Origin of the sequence: Brevibacillus massiliensis (genome assembly GCF_000311785.1) — a bacterium.
Taxonomy (GTDB): Bacteria; Bacillota; Bacilli; order Brevibacillales; family Brevibacillaceae; genus Brevibacillus_C; species Brevibacillus_C massiliensis.
On the sequence record NZ_HE978536.1, the window covers coordinates 338,358 to 352,313 of the forward strand.

The 13,956-nt window shown below is 54.1% G+C and carries 13 protein-coding genes, 1 other RNA gene and 1 other annotated feature; of the genes, 3 read left to right on the forward strand and 11 right to left on the reverse strand.

Translation table 11 applies throughout. From position 1 onward, the window contains the following. Nucleotides 1-149: 149 nt before the first annotated feature. The 6 genes from HGBM_RS05535 to HGBM_RS31050 all read right to left on the reverse strand — a co-directional run bounded on the left by HGBM_RS05535 (nt 150) and on the right by HGBM_RS31050 (nt 6,426). Nucleotides 150-905: a tRNA threonylcarbamoyladenosine dehydratase gene (locus HGBM_RS05535; protein ID WP_019120095.1), complete on the reverse strand. Its 756-nt coding sequence runs from the start codon at nt 903-905 to the stop codon at nt 150-152. 56 nt (nt 906-961) lie between these two features. After that, a non-coding RNA gene (gene ssrS / locus HGBM_RS29375) (6S RNA) lies at nt 962-1,145 on the reverse strand. 54 nt (nt 1,146-1,199) lie between these two features. Then, complete coding sequence (aspS, locus tag HGBM_RS05540) at nt 1,200-2,987, reverse strand: aspartate--tRNA ligase (protein WP_019120096.1); 1,788 nt, start codon at nt 2,985-2,987, stop codon at nt 1,200-1,202. Between the two features lie 16 nt (nt 2,988-3,003). Next, nucleotides 3,004-4,272 carry a histidine--tRNA ligase gene (hisS, locus tag HGBM_RS05545; RefSeq protein WP_019120097.1) on the reverse strand — a complete coding sequence of 423 codons (1,269 nt, stop codon included), beginning with the start codon at nt 4,270-4,272 and terminating at the stop codon, nt 3,004-3,006. A gap of 66 nt (nt 4,273-4,338) precedes the next feature. Then, nucleotides 4,339-4,581: a binding site (T-box leader), on the reverse strand. Between the two features lie 74 nt (nt 4,582-4,655). Beyond that, entirely contained in the window at nt 4,656-6,170 is a 1,515-nt protein-coding gene (locus tag HGBM_RS05550; protein ID WP_019120098.1) for a coproporphyrinogen III oxidase, read from the reverse strand. Nucleotides 6,171-6,252: 82 nt separating this feature from the next. Continuing rightward, on the reverse strand, nt 6,253-6,426 hold the full coding sequence (locus HGBM_RS31050) for a hypothetical protein (protein ID WP_019120099.1): 174 nt from the start codon (nt 6,424-6,426) through the stop codon (nt 6,253-6,255). A 192-nt stretch (nt 6,427-6,618) separates the two neighbouring features. Between HGBM_RS31050 and HGBM_RS05560 the strand changes: the two genes are divergently transcribed. Continuing rightward, complete coding sequence (locus HGBM_RS05560) at nt 6,619-8,199, forward strand: N-acetylmuramoyl-L-alanine amidase family protein (RefSeq protein ID WP_019120100.1); 1,581 nt, start codon at nt 6,619-6,621, stop codon at nt 8,197-8,199. Between the two features lie 42 nt (nt 8,200-8,241). Here the strand turns inward: HGBM_RS05560 and dtd are convergent, their stop codons facing one another. Next, nucleotides 8,242-8,682 (reverse strand): D-aminoacyl-tRNA deacylase, encoded by a 441-nt coding sequence (gene dtd, locus HGBM_RS05565; protein ID WP_019120101.1) that lies wholly within the window; start codon nt 8,680-8,682, stop codon nt 8,242-8,244. A gap of 108 nt (nt 8,683-8,790) precedes the next feature. On the opposite strand from dtd, the gene HGBM_RS32040 reads away from it, so the two are divergent. Continuing rightward, a complete protein-coding gene (locus HGBM_RS32040; protein WP_261798121.1) occupies nt 8,791-8,913 on the forward strand; it encodes a hypothetical protein in 123 nt (40 codons plus the stop codon). Nucleotides 8,914-9,307: 394 nt separating this feature from the next. On the opposite strand, the gene HGBM_RS05570 is transcribed toward HGBM_RS32040, so the two are convergent. Then, a complete protein-coding gene (locus tag HGBM_RS05570) occupies nt 9,308-9,556 on the reverse strand; it encodes a hypothetical protein (protein ID WP_019120102.1) in 249 nt (82 codons plus the stop codon). Between the two features lie 55 nt (nt 9,557-9,611). Continuing rightward, complete coding sequence (locus HGBM_RS05575) at nt 9,612-10,364, reverse strand: hypothetical protein (protein WP_019120103.1); 753 nt, start codon at nt 10,362-10,364, stop codon at nt 9,612-9,614. A 228-nt stretch (nt 10,365-10,592) separates the two neighbouring features. Between HGBM_RS05575 and HGBM_RS30705 the strand changes: the two genes are divergently transcribed. Next, nucleotides 10,593-10,835, forward strand: a complete 243-nt coding sequence (locus HGBM_RS30705) for a stalk domain-containing protein (RefSeq protein WP_019120104.1) — start codon at nt 10,593-10,595, stop codon at nt 10,833-10,835. 103 nt (nt 10,836-10,938) lie between these two features. On the opposite strand, the gene HGBM_RS05585 is transcribed toward HGBM_RS30705, so the two are convergent. Both HGBM_RS05585 and HGBM_RS05590 read right to left on the reverse strand, forming a co-directional pair. Continuing rightward, nucleotides 10,939-13,107 carry a RelA/SpoT family protein gene (locus tag HGBM_RS05585; protein ID WP_019120105.1) on the reverse strand — a complete coding sequence of 723 codons (2,169 nt, stop codon included), beginning with the start codon at nt 13,105-13,107 and terminating at the stop codon, nt 10,939-10,941. Nucleotides 13,108-13,431: 324 nt separating this feature from the next. After that, the gene (locus tag HGBM_RS05590) at nt 13,432-13,944 is read right to left on the reverse strand and encodes an adenine phosphoribosyltransferase (RefSeq protein WP_019120106.1); all 513 of its coding nucleotides are present in this window, start codon (nt 13,942-13,944) and stop codon (nt 13,432-13,434) included. Between the last annotated feature and the right edge of the window lie 12 nt (nt 13,945-13,956).

Sequence of the window (13,956 nt, forward strand, 5' to 3'; positions counted from 1 at the left end):
GAGAAACGCGGGGTGCAGTTCATCAACTGCACCCCGCGTCATTTTCCGTTAGAGAGCATTGCCCCTGGGAACCGGGAAAAAGGGCTCACTTACGTTGCGTCACGCCTGCGCTGGCTCCCATTTTCTCTGCCACGCGCGCTTCTCTCCCGCTACCCCTTTACGGGCTGCCAGCCGATGAGGTCGCGAACGATCACACTGGCCATGATCAATCCGGCAACAGACGGAACAAAGGCATTGCTGGCCGGAGGCTGGGTCACTTTGCGGATCGGCGAGTCCGGATTGACGACGACCTGCTGCAGGACATCAGCGTGGATGGGTACCGGGATTTCCTTGGAGTAGACCACCTTGACCCCCTTGTAGATGCGCTCCTTGCGCAGTTCGCGGCGGATCACCTTGGCGATCGGATCGTAGCTGGTCTGGGAGATATCCGCCACTTCAAACCGGGTCGGATCCATTTTGTTGGCTGCTCCCATGCTGCATATGATCGGGATGCCGCGTCTTCTCGCTTCGAGAATCAGGTGAATCTTGGCGGAGACGACATCCATCGCATCGGCGATGTAGTCCAGTCGGTGGGCGAACAACTCTGATGCGGTCTCGGCGTTGTAAAACATCTGCATCGCCACCACTTCACACTCCGGGTTGATCAGGGCGATGCGCTGTTTCATCAGCTCGACCTTTTGCTGTCCAATCGTCTGCAGGTTGGCATGGATCTGCCTGTTGATATTCGTGATATCGACGACGTCCTTGTCGATCAGGACCAGTTTGCCTACTCCGGTACGGGCCAGAGCTTCGGCGGTAAACGAACCTACCCCGCCCACCCCGAGCACGGCCACAGAACTCGCTTTCAGCTTTTCCAGCCCTTCCGGCCCGAACGCCAATTCACACCGGGAAAATTGATGGAGCATAACAAACAACCTTTCAGATGTGGATTAGATATAAATCAGTGCGGGCAAAAACGGGAAAGAGCCCCGTTATGCCGTGGCCTCCCTTGCGTTTTGAACCTGCTTTTGGCAGGTGGGTGTTCGGCCGAATCAAGCCAGACGTCCACTCTTTCGGAGGCATGTCTTTTTGATAACGGACGGGGAACTCCCTGAACAATCATTGTGGCTCAAAACGATTGGCAGTCACGTACATCGCAGGACTCTCATCCTATTATCTCCCATTGCAGCGAAGCTAAAAACAGGCAGCGAACATCCCGCTTACGCGTTTACCTTCGCTTCTTCTTCCTCTTCCACCGTCACGGCAATGTGGAGCTGCTTGAGCTGTGCCGGATCCACCTCGCCTGGCGCGTCCGTCATCAAGTCGGAAGCGCTGGCCGTTTTCGGGAAGGCGATGACTTCGCGCAGGTTGGTACGGCTGGCAAGCAGCATGATCAGGCGGTCCAGCCCCAGCGCGATCCCCCCGTGCGGCGGTGTGCCGTACTCAAAGGCGTCGAGCAGGAAGCCGAACTTCTCCTGCGCCTCCTCGGGGCTGAAGCCCAGTGCCTTGAACATCTTCTCCTGCACGTCCCGCTTGTAGATCCGCATCGATCCTCCGCCCAGCTCGTACCCGTTGAGGACCAAGTCGTACGCTTGTGCCCGCATGGCTCCCGGATTGGATTCAAACAGGTGCAGGTCTTCGTCTTTCGGACGGGTAAACGGATGGTGCAGCGCGACATAGCGGCCTTCTTCTTCATCCCATTCCACCAGCGGGAAGTCTACTACCCAGAGGAAAGCGAATTGGCTGTGATCGATCAGTCCCAGCTCATGGCCAAATTTCAGGCGGAGCGCTCCCAGGGCGTCGGCCACCACTTTTGGCTTGTCGGCGACGAACAGCAGCAAGTCGCCTTCTTCGGCAGCCAGCCGCGCTTTCAACTCGGCGAGTTCAGCCTCGCTGAAAAACTTGGCGATCGGCCCTTTCACTTCGCCGTCCTTCAGGCCGATCCAGGCTACTCCCTTGGCTCCGTAGCGGGCCGCGAACTTCGTCAAGTCATCCGCTTCCTTGCGGGAGTAGTGGCCGCACCCTTTGGCGTTGATGCCCTTCACCCTGCCGTCGTTTTCCAAGGCGCTGGTGAACACCTTGAACCCGCTGCCTGCCACGACGTCGGAGACATCGACCAGTTCCATGCCAAAGCGCACGTCCGGCTTGTCAGAGCCGTAGCGGTCCATCGCTTCCTGGTAGGTCAGGCGCGGGAAGGGCGTCGGCACGTCGATGCCAATCGTCTGCTTGAACACGTAGGCCACCATCTGCTCCATCATCGGCAGCAGCTCTTCCATCGGCAAAAACGAGGTCTCGATGTCCACCTGGGTAAACTCCGGCTGACGGTCCGCCCGCAGGTCTTCGTCGCGGAAGCAGCGGGCAATCTGGTAGTAGCGCTCAAATCCGGAGACCATCAAGAGCTGCTTGAACAGCTGCGGCGACTGCGGCAGGGCGTAGAATTCGCCCGGATGGACGCGGGACGGCACCAGGTAGTCGCGGGCCCCTTCCGGCGTGCTCTTCGTCAGTACCGGCGTCTCCACCTCGAGGAAGCCTTGTCCGTCAAGGAAATCGCGGAACGCTTTGGCCGCTTTGCTGCGCAGGATGAAGGTGCGCTGCATCTCCGGACGGCGCAGGTCGAGATAGCGGTACTTCAGCCGCACCTGCTCGTCCACGTCCAGCCCGTCTTCGATCTGGAACGGCGGTGTCTTCGCCTCGTTGACAATGGTGATCTGGGAAGCGGCTATCTCGATTTCCCCTGTCTTCAGCTTGGGATTGACGGCTTCCGGATCGCGGGCGATCACTTTCCCCTTCACCGACAGGACGTATTCGCTGCGGACCTTGTCCGCCAGCTCCCAGGCTTCCTTGTTTACCTCCGGGTTGAATACCACCTGCACGATGCCGCTGCGGTCACGCAGGTCGATAAAGATGACCCCGCCCAGGTCGCGCCGCTTGTTCACCCAGCCATTCAGCGTGATCTCCTGGCCCAAATGCTCTTTGTTCACTTCACCACAAAAGATTGTACGGTACATAACGATCCTCCACTCTCTATTTCAGCTTGCTGATAAGGGCTGCTACCGCTTCCCCCGCCGACACGGTTTGCTGCTCCCCGGTGCCCATTTCCTTGAGGACGACAGTGCCTGCTTGCAGTTCGGCTTCGCCGATGATCAGCGTGTAGCGGGCCTGCAGGCGGTCTGCCGCTTTCAACTGGGCTTTCATCTTGCGCTCCAGGTAATCCATTTCCGCCGTCAGGCCGGCACCGCGCAGCTGGTCCAGCAGGCGGAAGGCCGGCCGCTTCGCCTCAGGTGTTTGAACGACGACGTAACAGTCGATCGCCGTATCGACGGGCAGCTCTACTCCCTGCTTTTCCAGCGCGAGCAAGAGCCGCTCGATGCTCAGCGCAAAACCGATTCCCGGCATGTCTTCGCCGCCCAGCTCAGCCACCAGGCCGTTGTAGCGTCCGCCGCCACAGAGCGTTTCCACGGCGCCGATCTCCGCCATCTTGATCTCAAAGGCGGTCTGCGTGTAGTAATCCAGCCCGCGGACCAATCTCGGGTTTACCGTGAAAGGAATCTCCAGATCGGTCAGATAGGACTGCACCGCCGCGAAGTGAGCCGCCGATTCCTCGCTCAGGTAGTCGAGAATCGAGGGAGCGTCCTTCGTCAGCGCTCGGCACTTCGCATTCTTGCAGTCGAGCACCCGCAGCGGATTGCGGTCAATCCGCGACTGGCAGTCCTCGCACAGCTCGCCGCGGACGTTGTTCAGGAAGGCGACCAGCTCCACCCGGTGGCGGGCCCGATCCTCCAGGGTCCCGACGCTGTTTAATTCGACGCTCAGTCCCTTTAATCCCAATTCCTGGTAAAAACGAATCGCCACAGCAATCGTCTCCGCGTCGATCGCCGGGTCGACGGCGCCAATCGCCTCGATGCCAAACTGGGTAAACTGGCGGAAACGTCCGGCCTGCGGGCGTTCATGGCGAAACATCGGGCCGATGTAGTACATCTTGGTCGGCTGGTTAGGCGCGCCGTACAGCTTTTTCTCCACATAGGAGCGAACGACTCCCGCCGTCCCTTCCGGCCGCAAAGTCAGCCCGCCTTCGCCGCGCCACTCGACGCTGTACATCTCTTTTTCGACGATGTCAGTCGTCTCGCCGACGCCGCGTTGGAACAGCTCGGTGTGTTCAAAAATCGGCGTGCGAATCTCATGGTAGTTGTAGCGGCGGCAGAGATCGCGGGCTTTTTGCTCCACGTACTGCCACAGCTCGACGGTTCCCGGCATGACGTCCTGCGTTCCGCGCGGGATTTGAATCTTGGACATGTCCTAACCCTCCTCTTTGACCTGAAAAAAGAAAACCTCCCGCCTCTGACGAAAGCTCCGCTTCGCGTCAGGGACGAGAGGTTGGTTCTTAACTCCCGTGGTGCCACCCTAATTGGATACAAGACAAGTATCCCACTTATTTACGGCCGATAACGCCGGCCCTGCGCCAGCAGCTACTGGGCATCGCTGTTCGCTGCGGGTCCTCCGGGAAGTCATTCGCCAAGTCGTCATAGAGAAGTGCTCACAGCCTTAGACACTTCCTCTCTGGCTATCCGGTGCCTGGTTACTTGGTCCCATCATCAGATACGGATTGTGAAAACTTATTACCGAATCATAGCAAATTGTCGAAACAGAGTCAATGATTGCTCCGCACAAAATGTTTTTTACCGGGAAAGCTCGACACCCTTGCTGTACAGTTCCTCCAAATCCCGCAATTTGTCTGCGACAAGCTGTTTATACGTGTCGTTGTACGTCTTGGGGTCTTTCGGATTCGCCCAGCGGGTCAGCTTTCCCGAGCCGGGTGCCATCAGCTTCGAGACGGCGCCGCAGCCCAGCCCCAGGATGGTCTGCGCCTCTTCCATCATCAGGATGTTGTAGATGCTCTCGCAGCCTTCCAGGGAATAGCCGATGTTTTCCAGGTTGCCGAGGATGTTCTTTTGTCTGTACAAGTAGTAGGGAACATAGCCGTGTTCCTCCGTCCACCGGCTGGCCAGCTCCATCATTTGCTGGATTTCCGTGCGACCCGCCACCCTGTACTTCTCCTTGTTTTGGGTCATCTCCGAGGCCCTCTTGAACGAGAGGGTGTGGACCGTCAGCGAACTGGGCATCAGCTTTTCCACTTCGGCCAAACTGTGTTTCACGTCAGCCAGCCCTTCGTTTGGCAAACCGATGATCAGGTCCATGTTGATATTGGTCAACCCCATCTCCATCGCCAGCCGGTATTTCTCCACCGTCTCCTGCACGGAATGGTGGCGGCCGATGGCATGCAGCGTCTCATCGGTAAACGACTGCGGGTTGATGCTGATCCGGTCAACTTTCCATTTCTTCATCACGTCGATCTTTTCCGGCGTGATGGTATCCGGGCGCCCCGCTTCGACGGTCAGTTCGCGCACGTGCTCGAGATTGGGAAAAGACGCGTGCATCTCCTGAAACAGGCTGTCCAGCTCTTCCGCCGTAATGCTGGTCGGCGTCCCGCCGCCGAAATAGATCGAAGTGATCCGCATATCGTGCCGCCTGAGCCAGTCGCCGACGGAGCGGATCTCGTAGCGCAGCCCTTCCAAAAAGCCGCCCACCGAATTTTTTTGTCCCCCGATGGCATAAGCAGGAAACGTACAGTAGGCACACTTCGTCGGACAAAATGGGATGCCGATGTAGACAGAGAGCTCCCGGTCAATCTGGTAAAAGTCAGGCACCACCCGCAGCTGGCGGTCGACGATGCGCTGCAACAGCTCCAGTTTGTACGGGCGGACCATGTAGTCTTCCCTGAGGTGGCGATGAGCCTCCTCTCTGCTCATCCCGGACGTCAGCAGCTTGTGGAGAAGCTTGGTGGGACGAATCCCGGTGAGGATGCCCCACCCCTGTTCGATCCCGGTCAGCTGCTCCAACAGGCAGAGCAGCGTGTAGCTGACCGCTTGTTTGGCCGTCTTCTGAACCGCTTTGGGATCGCCGCTGACGTACGGTCGGGTATAGTCGAAGGAGAACTCCCGGCCTTCGGCATGCAGCCTGCCGTGTGCCCGAGCCCCCTGATCCGTATGGTTGACCGAGAGAAAAATCCGCATGCCGGGCTGGCTGTCGTCCCAGTCGCCGACGTAAACGATCTCTGGGTCTTCGTAAAACAGAGCGAGGATCAAGCCGATCTCCCGCTCAAACGTATGTCCTGCACATTTGATCTGGATCATGAAAGTCACCTGCTTTGCAAAGTACGCTACGCCCAGTGTAACGGTCCGGGGGAAGACCGTCAACCTGAAGCGCCTGGCAGGTTTAACGGGTCATTTTTCCCCGCAGCTGGCGTCCGTCTTTCATGCTGAGATGATATTCACGGGACAATTCCACGTCGCTCATGACCGACTCCCGCTCCAGAAAATCGTGAAAGTCGACTGATGCACCCTTGTTGTTCATCTGCTGCGCAACGGTTCCTTTAAAAGATTGTCGCATCGTGTTCCTCCTGCCTTGGGGCAAGGTTGCGATTGCAGCAGCACTTGCCTTTCCCCTCTTAGTCTCTCCGGTTTTAGTGCGATCCAAACCTTCGACTAAACTTGTCGATTGATGCAGGAAAATCAAGGGAAAAAGTCGAATGAGTATGAGGATGTAGGAAACAGAAGAACATTGTGGAAAGGATGTACATACGTGTTTACTCGTTTGCAACAGCTTGCTGGTTCCGGTCTGCTTCTCGCTGTCTGTCTCGCTTCAGGTTATGCCGCTGATGCCGCTTCCAGCCACGTCGAGGTAACGGGAGATCGGGTAAATATCCGTTCCGGCCCCGGCCTTACGTACGACGTGATTTCCAGTGTCAACGCGAAAACAACGCTGCCAGTCATTACGCAAAAGAATGACTGGTATCAAATAACCTTGCCAAACGGAAAGACGGGTTGGATCACCAGCCAATACGCCAAATCGGTTACACCGTCGGCACAGCCATCCACGCCTGCGCCGGCAGCGACGGGCAAGTCGTATATTGAGAGTAAAGTGGACAGCTTGAATGTTCGTACAGCTCCGAATACTTCGTCAGCCGTAATCCAGCAGATCAATCCCAAGACGAAGTACCTCGTCCTGAAGAAAGACGGGGATTGGATGCAAATTCAACTGAGCGGACAGAAGACAGGCTGGGTGGCCGGCTGGCTGGTAGAGGAAAGCAAGGAGGCTGCTGCTTCGCCCCAACCGCCCGCCGAACAGCCTAAACAGACGATCACCGTACCAGACACCATGGATGTCCATGCCGGTCCGGGAGAAACGTATGAAACCATCGGCCAACTCAGCACCGGTGACACCCTGCAGGTTCTCGGCGTGTCGAACGGCTGGTCAAAAATCACCTATGACGGACGCGAAGGGTGGATCCTGATGGCGCCGCCAGCACCGTCCGGCTCGTCGACAACGCCGCCGTCTGACATCGCCCCAGCGGCACCGGATCAGCCAGCTCCTCCGTCCACCCCGGCAGCGGAAACGGTGCGGGTAAATGTGGACAACCTGAACCTGCGGGCTACTCCATCCTTGGAAGGACAGGTACTCGCCACACTGGCAAACGGGACAAGCTTGACCGTGCTTGCCAGACAGGGCGATTGGATCCAGGTAAAAACACCAGATAACAAGACCGGCTGGGTGGCAAACTGGCTGGTAGATGATCTGGCGAAAAAACCGCCGGTTGTCGTCACCGCGGACTCGTTAAAAGGAAAGGTCATCGTCGTCGATGCCGGACACGGCGGACAGGACGGCGGAGCTACCGGCACGCACTACAAAACCTTGGAAAAGGAAGTCAACCTTCAGGTAGCACAGTACTTGCAGGCAAAATTGGCTGCAGCCGGAGCCACGGTGATCATGACCCGCACGGATGACAGCTATCCGACGCTGCAGAACAGGGTGGACATAGCGGTGCAAAACAAGGCCGATCTGTTCGTCAGCGTTCATCACAACACCCATCCCAACAACGCCACCAACGGGACGATTGTGTTCTACTACGACAAGGGAAAATCCAGCAAGCTTGCTTCCCACGTACAAAGCGAACTGGTCCGGGCCACACAGTACAAGGATATGAACGCCCGCTACGGCGATTATTTCGTCCTGCGTGAAAACCCGGTGCCTGCGATTCTCACGGAAATCAACTTCTTGACCAATGCCGAGGACGAGGCCCACGCCCGCGATCCTGAGTACCAGGCTCTCGCCGCCGAGGGGATCTGCAAAGGGATTGTGAGTTACTTCCAATCTGGACAATAGGCAAAAAAACTGCCGCCCTTCTAACCGTTGGGCGGCAGTTTTTTATTCACTTTCGACTATGAGGGTGACCGGACCGTCGTTTACCAGGCTGACTTCCATCATCGCGCCGAACTTGCCGGTCGCCACGACCAATCCTTTTTCCCGCAGCTTCTGGTTAAACAATTCGTACAAAGGCTCCGCCTGCTCCGGACGAGCGGCGGCCATAAAATTGGGCCGGCGTCCCTTGCGGCAGTCTCCGTATAAGGTAAATTGGGAAACGGACAAGATCTGTCCGCCTGTCTCCAGGACAGAGTGATTCATCTTCCCTTCTTCATCTTCAAAAATTCGCAGATGGGCCACTTTTTCCGCTACGTAGGAAACTTCCTTTTCCGTGTCTTCATGGGTGATGCCGACAAGCAGCACCAGGCCGTGCTCGATCCGGCCCACCTCTTCCCCGGCTACCGTGACACGTGCTGCTCGCGAGCGCTGAACGACGACTCTCATCGGTGATATCCTCCAAAACTGTGTATATGGGCCATTATACCAGTTTGTGGGACGAGCGTCATCGTTGGCGAGAAAAACAGTAAAAGAAGTTTCAGCAGGTCAAATTGTTTGTACGAACATAGCGGTGAGGAAGAGAAAAACGGGCTCGCTTCGTTCGTGGCACGCCAGCGGGGAAGCCGGGATGTCCGTCTTCACTACAAAAAACGGCACGTCGACCAAAAAGTACTGTAAGTATTTCAACGCAGAATTTGGTCGACAAGCGTGTGCCGTTTTTTTCCGTTCCGACTGGGTAGGCGTTGCCAAGGCCTGTGCTCGCTCCGTTTTTCTCTTCCTGCTCGTGACATGATGCTAAAAAAACCCGCCTGGCACGATCACATATTGTTGTTATTTCCGTTGTGGGGATATCCAGAGTTATCGAAGGGATTTTTGCTGTTATGTTCATCCCTTTTTCTTAGACTCGGAGATGATCTTAGAAGAAAAGCAAAGCCTAACAGCAACAGTATCACACCAATGATCAGATAAAACCAATTCACGATTGCCACACCCCCTCTTACTCAATGAGTCCTCATCCTTTCGTAAGGTGCGGACTCATTTACGCTTGGTGGCTTGGGAGTAGAAAATAAATTCATTTGCCATGATGAACGATATTGTTGGCCAGATGGATTTCATCTACGCGAACTAAGATATGGTACGTTGTTGCAAAACCATAGCCTCCACCCTGCCCGCCTCCACCGCTGTATGTTTCTGTTTTTGTTTTGATCCCTTTTGACTGAAGTTTGGCTATAACTTCCGAGTATTTTTGAACATCTTGTGTTGAATAAACAATTTCCCATTTTTCTTGTCGAAAAAGTTTTTGAAAGAAGTGGTTTGGCATGCACTCACCTCTCTAAACAAGGCGATAGGTAAAATGCCCCTATCGCCTTAAGATATTATTGGTAACCTGGTGTCTCAGTCAACGAACAATAACCTGACCAGGTTTCAGTACCTCTTTTAATATCGGAGCTTACTCTTGAAGAAATTTGACCAACACTTCCCGTTCTTGCAACGGCTTCCCAAGAACTTGGGGTATAAGCTGTTGTGTAAGAAGAGGAAACATCGTTGGCAATTATCTGGTTATAATATACATATTTACCTGAAGTATATCCTAGACCTTCCTGTACAGCAAGAATATCTTTGTTGGAGATTTGCACTTTATTATCCAATATTTCCCATTTACCATAAACCTTTGTAATTTTTAAGAAATACTGCGTCGTACCTGACTTGGTATAAGAATCCCAATACATGGTATTGTAATACTTCACACTTAATGAACTATCCGTTTTATCAGACGACTTGCTGTACGATTGTACTTCAGCGATACCAGTAGTTGCATATGAGGTTATAGTCAGTTCTCCTTTGTTTACTTGTTTGATTTTTTGTGTCGTAACATATTTTTCCTTTACTTTAAAATCCAAATCAGTGTTACCAGAGGTTTTTGTAATTTCGAAATTCAACATTTTTTTATCGTTGGAGTAATCTGTTATTCCATTTTTTGCACGTTCGAATAGCTCTTCAGTGTCTTCAATGGGTTGTTTTGAAAAAACCACTACCTCATCAGACTTAGTCGAATTACCTTGAGCATTGACTTGTAGAATTGGCAATAGGGTCAGTGATAGAATTAATAAAAAAAGAAGCTTCCTCATAAAAACCCTCCTTTTATTGTTTGCTATATATTAGCATATAAGCATTTATTATTAAATGTAAATATTGAAAATATACATACTATAATTAATATTAGTGAAATATTTGATGAAGGTAGTCATAATGAATTTTTTCTAATCCTGTTTGGTTCTCTTGCCGGTAGGGTGGTTTATCGCCTAGCCTGCGAAATACAATCGAAGCACTCTTTCCCAGCAGGAAGTCGGCCAACATTGGAAACCTTTGCTCAGCTCCATAAGAAGTATTTTGGACAAGAGATTAGCTTTGATCCTTTGATTCCTGACCTCGGTGAAATCAATGTCCTGGTGAATAGTGAATGGCTCTGTTTTGAACAACCACCTGCCGTGATCAATGGAAGTACCCTGGTTCCGAAGAGAAGCATTTTTGAAAAGCTTGGGGTTGACGTAAAGTGGCACCAGGAAACCAGTTCAATTACAGCAACGAAAGAGACGTAAATCAGGTAAGCGTAATAGAGTACACAAAGGAACCCTTCCTGTTACCGGCAAGGCGAAACAACACAAACGGGCGGCACCAGCGCTGCTGATGCCACCCGGGAGTTTACGTATTGAGAATCCGTCGTACAGAGTAGATGTCTTTGATCCGTTTGATGCGTTCCACCACTTTTTGCAGGTGGTCGATGTTGCTGATCGCGATCGTCATGTGGATCGTCGCGACGCGGTTGCGGTCCGCTTTGCCGCTGACGGCTGAGATGTTGGTCTTGGTTTCGCTCACGACTTGCAGCACATCGTTTAGCAATCCGTTGCGGTCGCTGCCGGTGATCTCGATGTCGACGTTGTAGTTGTGCTTCAGATCGCCTTCCCAGTATACCGGGATCAGCCGTTCGCTGCAGTCTTCCGCGAGGATGTTCGGACAGTCGCGCCGGTGGACGGATACACCCCGGCCGCGGGTGATAAACCCGATGATATCGTCGCCCGGAACAGGGGTGCAGCAGCGGGAGATCCGCACCAACAGGTTCTCCACGCCTTCGACCCGCACACCGGACTCGCTGCGCCGGACGTGGTGCGTGGGTGCCGGCTTGACTTCGGGGACCTGCTGTTCTTCCCGGTCACGCCGCAGTTTGTCCGTAAGCCTGGTGACGATTTGCGAAGCCGTCAAGCCGCCGTATCCCACGGCAGCGTACATGTCCTCTTCTCCCTGGAAGTTGAACTTGGCGGCCGCCTCCTTGAGGTTCTCCTCCGTCATGACCGCCTTCAGTTCAAAGCCGCGGGCCTTGATCTCCGCCTCGATCATCTGCTGCCCTTTGGCTACGTTCTCTTCCCGTTTTTCTTTCTTGAACCACTGCTTGATTTTGTTGCGGGCATGAGCTGATTTGGCGATCTTCAGCCAGTCCTGGCTCGGGCCGTAGGAGTGCTTTGATGTGAGAATTTCCACGATGTCGCCGGTCCTAAGGGAGTAGTCAAGGGGAACGATCTTGCCGTTTATCTTCGCGCCGATACAGCGGTTGCCTACTGCAGAGTGTATCCTGTAGGCAAAATCAAGCGGAACGGAGCCTTTGGGCAGTTCCACCACATCTCCTTTGGGCGTAAAGACAAACACCGTGTCGGAAAACAGGTCCTGTTTCAGCGATTCCATGAACTCCTGAGCGTTGGGTGCCTCTTCCTGTCCGCCCTGGATGATTTCCCGCAGGCTGCCCAGTCTCTCTTCGAACGTTCCCTGAACAACGCCGCCCTTGCCTTCCTTGTAAGCCCAGTGGGCAGCAATACCAAATTCCGCCGTCTGATGCATATCCCACGTACGGATTTGCACCTCCAGCGGTTCCGCTTTTGGTCCGATCACAGTCGTGTGCAGCGACTGGTACATGTTCGGCTTTGGCATCGCGATGTAATCCTTGAAACGGCCCGGCATCGGCTTCCACAGCGTGTGCACGATGCCCAGCACCGCATAGCAGTCCCTGATGTCGTTGACGATAATCCGCAGCGCAAGCAGGTCGTAGATTTCGTTGAACTGCTTGTTCTGTGTCTGCATCTTTTTATAGATGCTGTAGATGTGCTTGGGCCGCCCGGAAATTTCCGCCTCGATGTGCAGTTCCTTCAGCTTGTCCTGGATCGTGCTGCCCGCTTCTTTCAAGTACTCTTCCCGCTCCGCCCGCTTCTTCTGCATCAGGTTGACGATGCGGTAGTACTGCTGCGGATTGAGATAGCGCAGAGCGGTATCCTCCAGCTCCCACTTGACCGAGGCAATCCCCAGGCGGTGCGCCAAAGGAGCGAAAATCTCCAGCGTCTCGTCCGATATCTCGCGCTGCTTTTCTTCGGACATATGGCGCAGTGTTCTCATGTTATGCAGACGGTCCGCCAGTTTTATCAGGATCACGCGAATATCCTTGGCCATCGCAACCAGCATTTTTCGGTGATTTTCCGCCAACTGCTCTTCTTTTGACTTGTATTTGATTTTCTCCAACTTCGTTACGCCGTCTACGAGTGCAGCCACATCGCTGCCAAAATCCTGACGAAGGGTATCCAGCGTAATCTCGGTGTCCTCTACTACGTCATGCAAAAAACCCGCGGCGATCGTCACCGCATCCATCCTCAGATTCGCCAAAATCCCGGCGACCGCGATCGGATGCATGATGTAAGGCACGCCGGATTTACGCACCTGTCCTTCATGCGCTCGCTTGGCGGTCTCGTAGGCGCGCTTCACCAGTTGGATATCTGACTCTGACATATAGCTAGACACTTGATTGATGACTTCATCGATGCCCGTTGTCATAGTTCCCTTCCCTTTTCAAAATATCAAGTCATTTGCAGGAGGGTCAAAGATATCCATTGCTGTCGCTTCTCCTTATGGCTTGTACAGAAATGACTTAAAAATGTGCTTCATATTATTATCTTGCAATCTGCTTGACTTGTAAAGATCGTTCTCGGGAAAAATCCGCTGCGGCAAGAAAAGCATCCCCGCAATGAAAAAAAGAAGCCCTTCTCGAAGGGCTTACCGTACCGTAAAGCAGTATGCATCTCGTCTTTTCACATCGGCCCGCGCCCAAACAGCCGGTTCCATCCGGCCGAAAGATCAAGCTGTCGGCGTCTGTTCAGCTTAAAAAGTAACCAGCGATTTGGTCGGAATGTCTCCAAGCTGCTTGCGCCCTTCTAGATAGGACAGCTCGATCAAAAACGCTGCCGCCACCACTTCTCCGCCCAACTGCCGGACGAGTTTGATCGTGGTCGCAATCGTTCCGCCGGTTGCCAGCAGGTCGTCTGCAATCAAAACGCGCTGACCCGGTTTGATCGCGTCTACATGCATGGCCAGTGAGTCCTTGCCGTACTCCAGGCCGTAGTCCGCCTTGATCGACTCGTACGGCAGTTTTCCTGCTTTGCGCACGGGGACAAAACCGACTTCAAGCGCATACGCCATGGGCGCTCCCACGACGAACCCGCGCGCTTCCGGCCCGGCGATGAGATCGACATCGTATGCCTTGGCAAATTCAGTCAGTTCGTCAATGGCCGCGCGGTACACCTTCCCCTCTTTCAAGAGTGTGGTGATGTCTTTGAAGCGGATGCCCGGTTGGGGAAAGTCTGGAATCACACGGATGTGTTCTTTAAAGTTCATATGGCGATTAGC

Excerpts from the sequence above, each read along its gene's own strand:
- HGBM_RS31050 (WP_019120099.1), bottom strand. The coding sequence starts at position 6,426 with ATGCGACAATCTTTTAAAGGAACCGTTGCGCAGCAGATGAACAACAAG.
- dtd (WP_019120101.1), bottom strand. The coding sequence starts at position 8,682 with ATGAGAGTCGTCGTTCAGCGCTCGCGAGCAGCACGTGTCACGGTAGCC.
- HGBM_RS05550 (WP_019120098.1), bottom strand. The coding sequence starts at position 6,170 with ATGATCCAGATCAAATGTGCAGGACATACGTTTGAGCGGGAGATCGGC.
- aspS (WP_019120096.1), bottom strand. The coding sequence starts at position 2,987 with ATGTACCGTACAATCTTTTGTGGTGAAGTGAACAAAGAGCATTTGGGC.
- hisS (WP_019120097.1), bottom strand. The coding sequence starts at position 4,272 with ATGTCCAAGATTCAAATCCCGCGCGGAACGCAGGACGTCATGCCGGGA.
- HGBM_RS05575 (WP_019120103.1), bottom strand. The coding sequence starts at position 10,364 with ATGAGGAAGCTTCTTTTTTTATTAATTCTATCACTGACCCTATTGCCA.
- HGBM_RS05590 (WP_019120106.1), bottom strand. The coding sequence starts at position 13,944 with ATGAACTTTAAAGAACACATCCGTGTGATTCCAGACTTTCCCCAACCG.
- HGBM_RS05585 (WP_019120105.1), bottom strand. The coding sequence starts at position 13,107 with ATGACAACGGGCATCGATGAAGTCATCAATCAAGTGTCTAGCTATATG.
- HGBM_RS05535 (WP_019120095.1), bottom strand. The coding sequence starts at position 905 with ATGCTCCATCAATTTTCCCGGTGTGAATTGGCGTTCGGGCCGGAAGGG.
- HGBM_RS05570 (WP_019120102.1), bottom strand. The coding sequence starts at position 9,556 with ATGCCAAACCACTTCTTTCAAAAACTTTTTCGACAAGAAAAATGGGAA.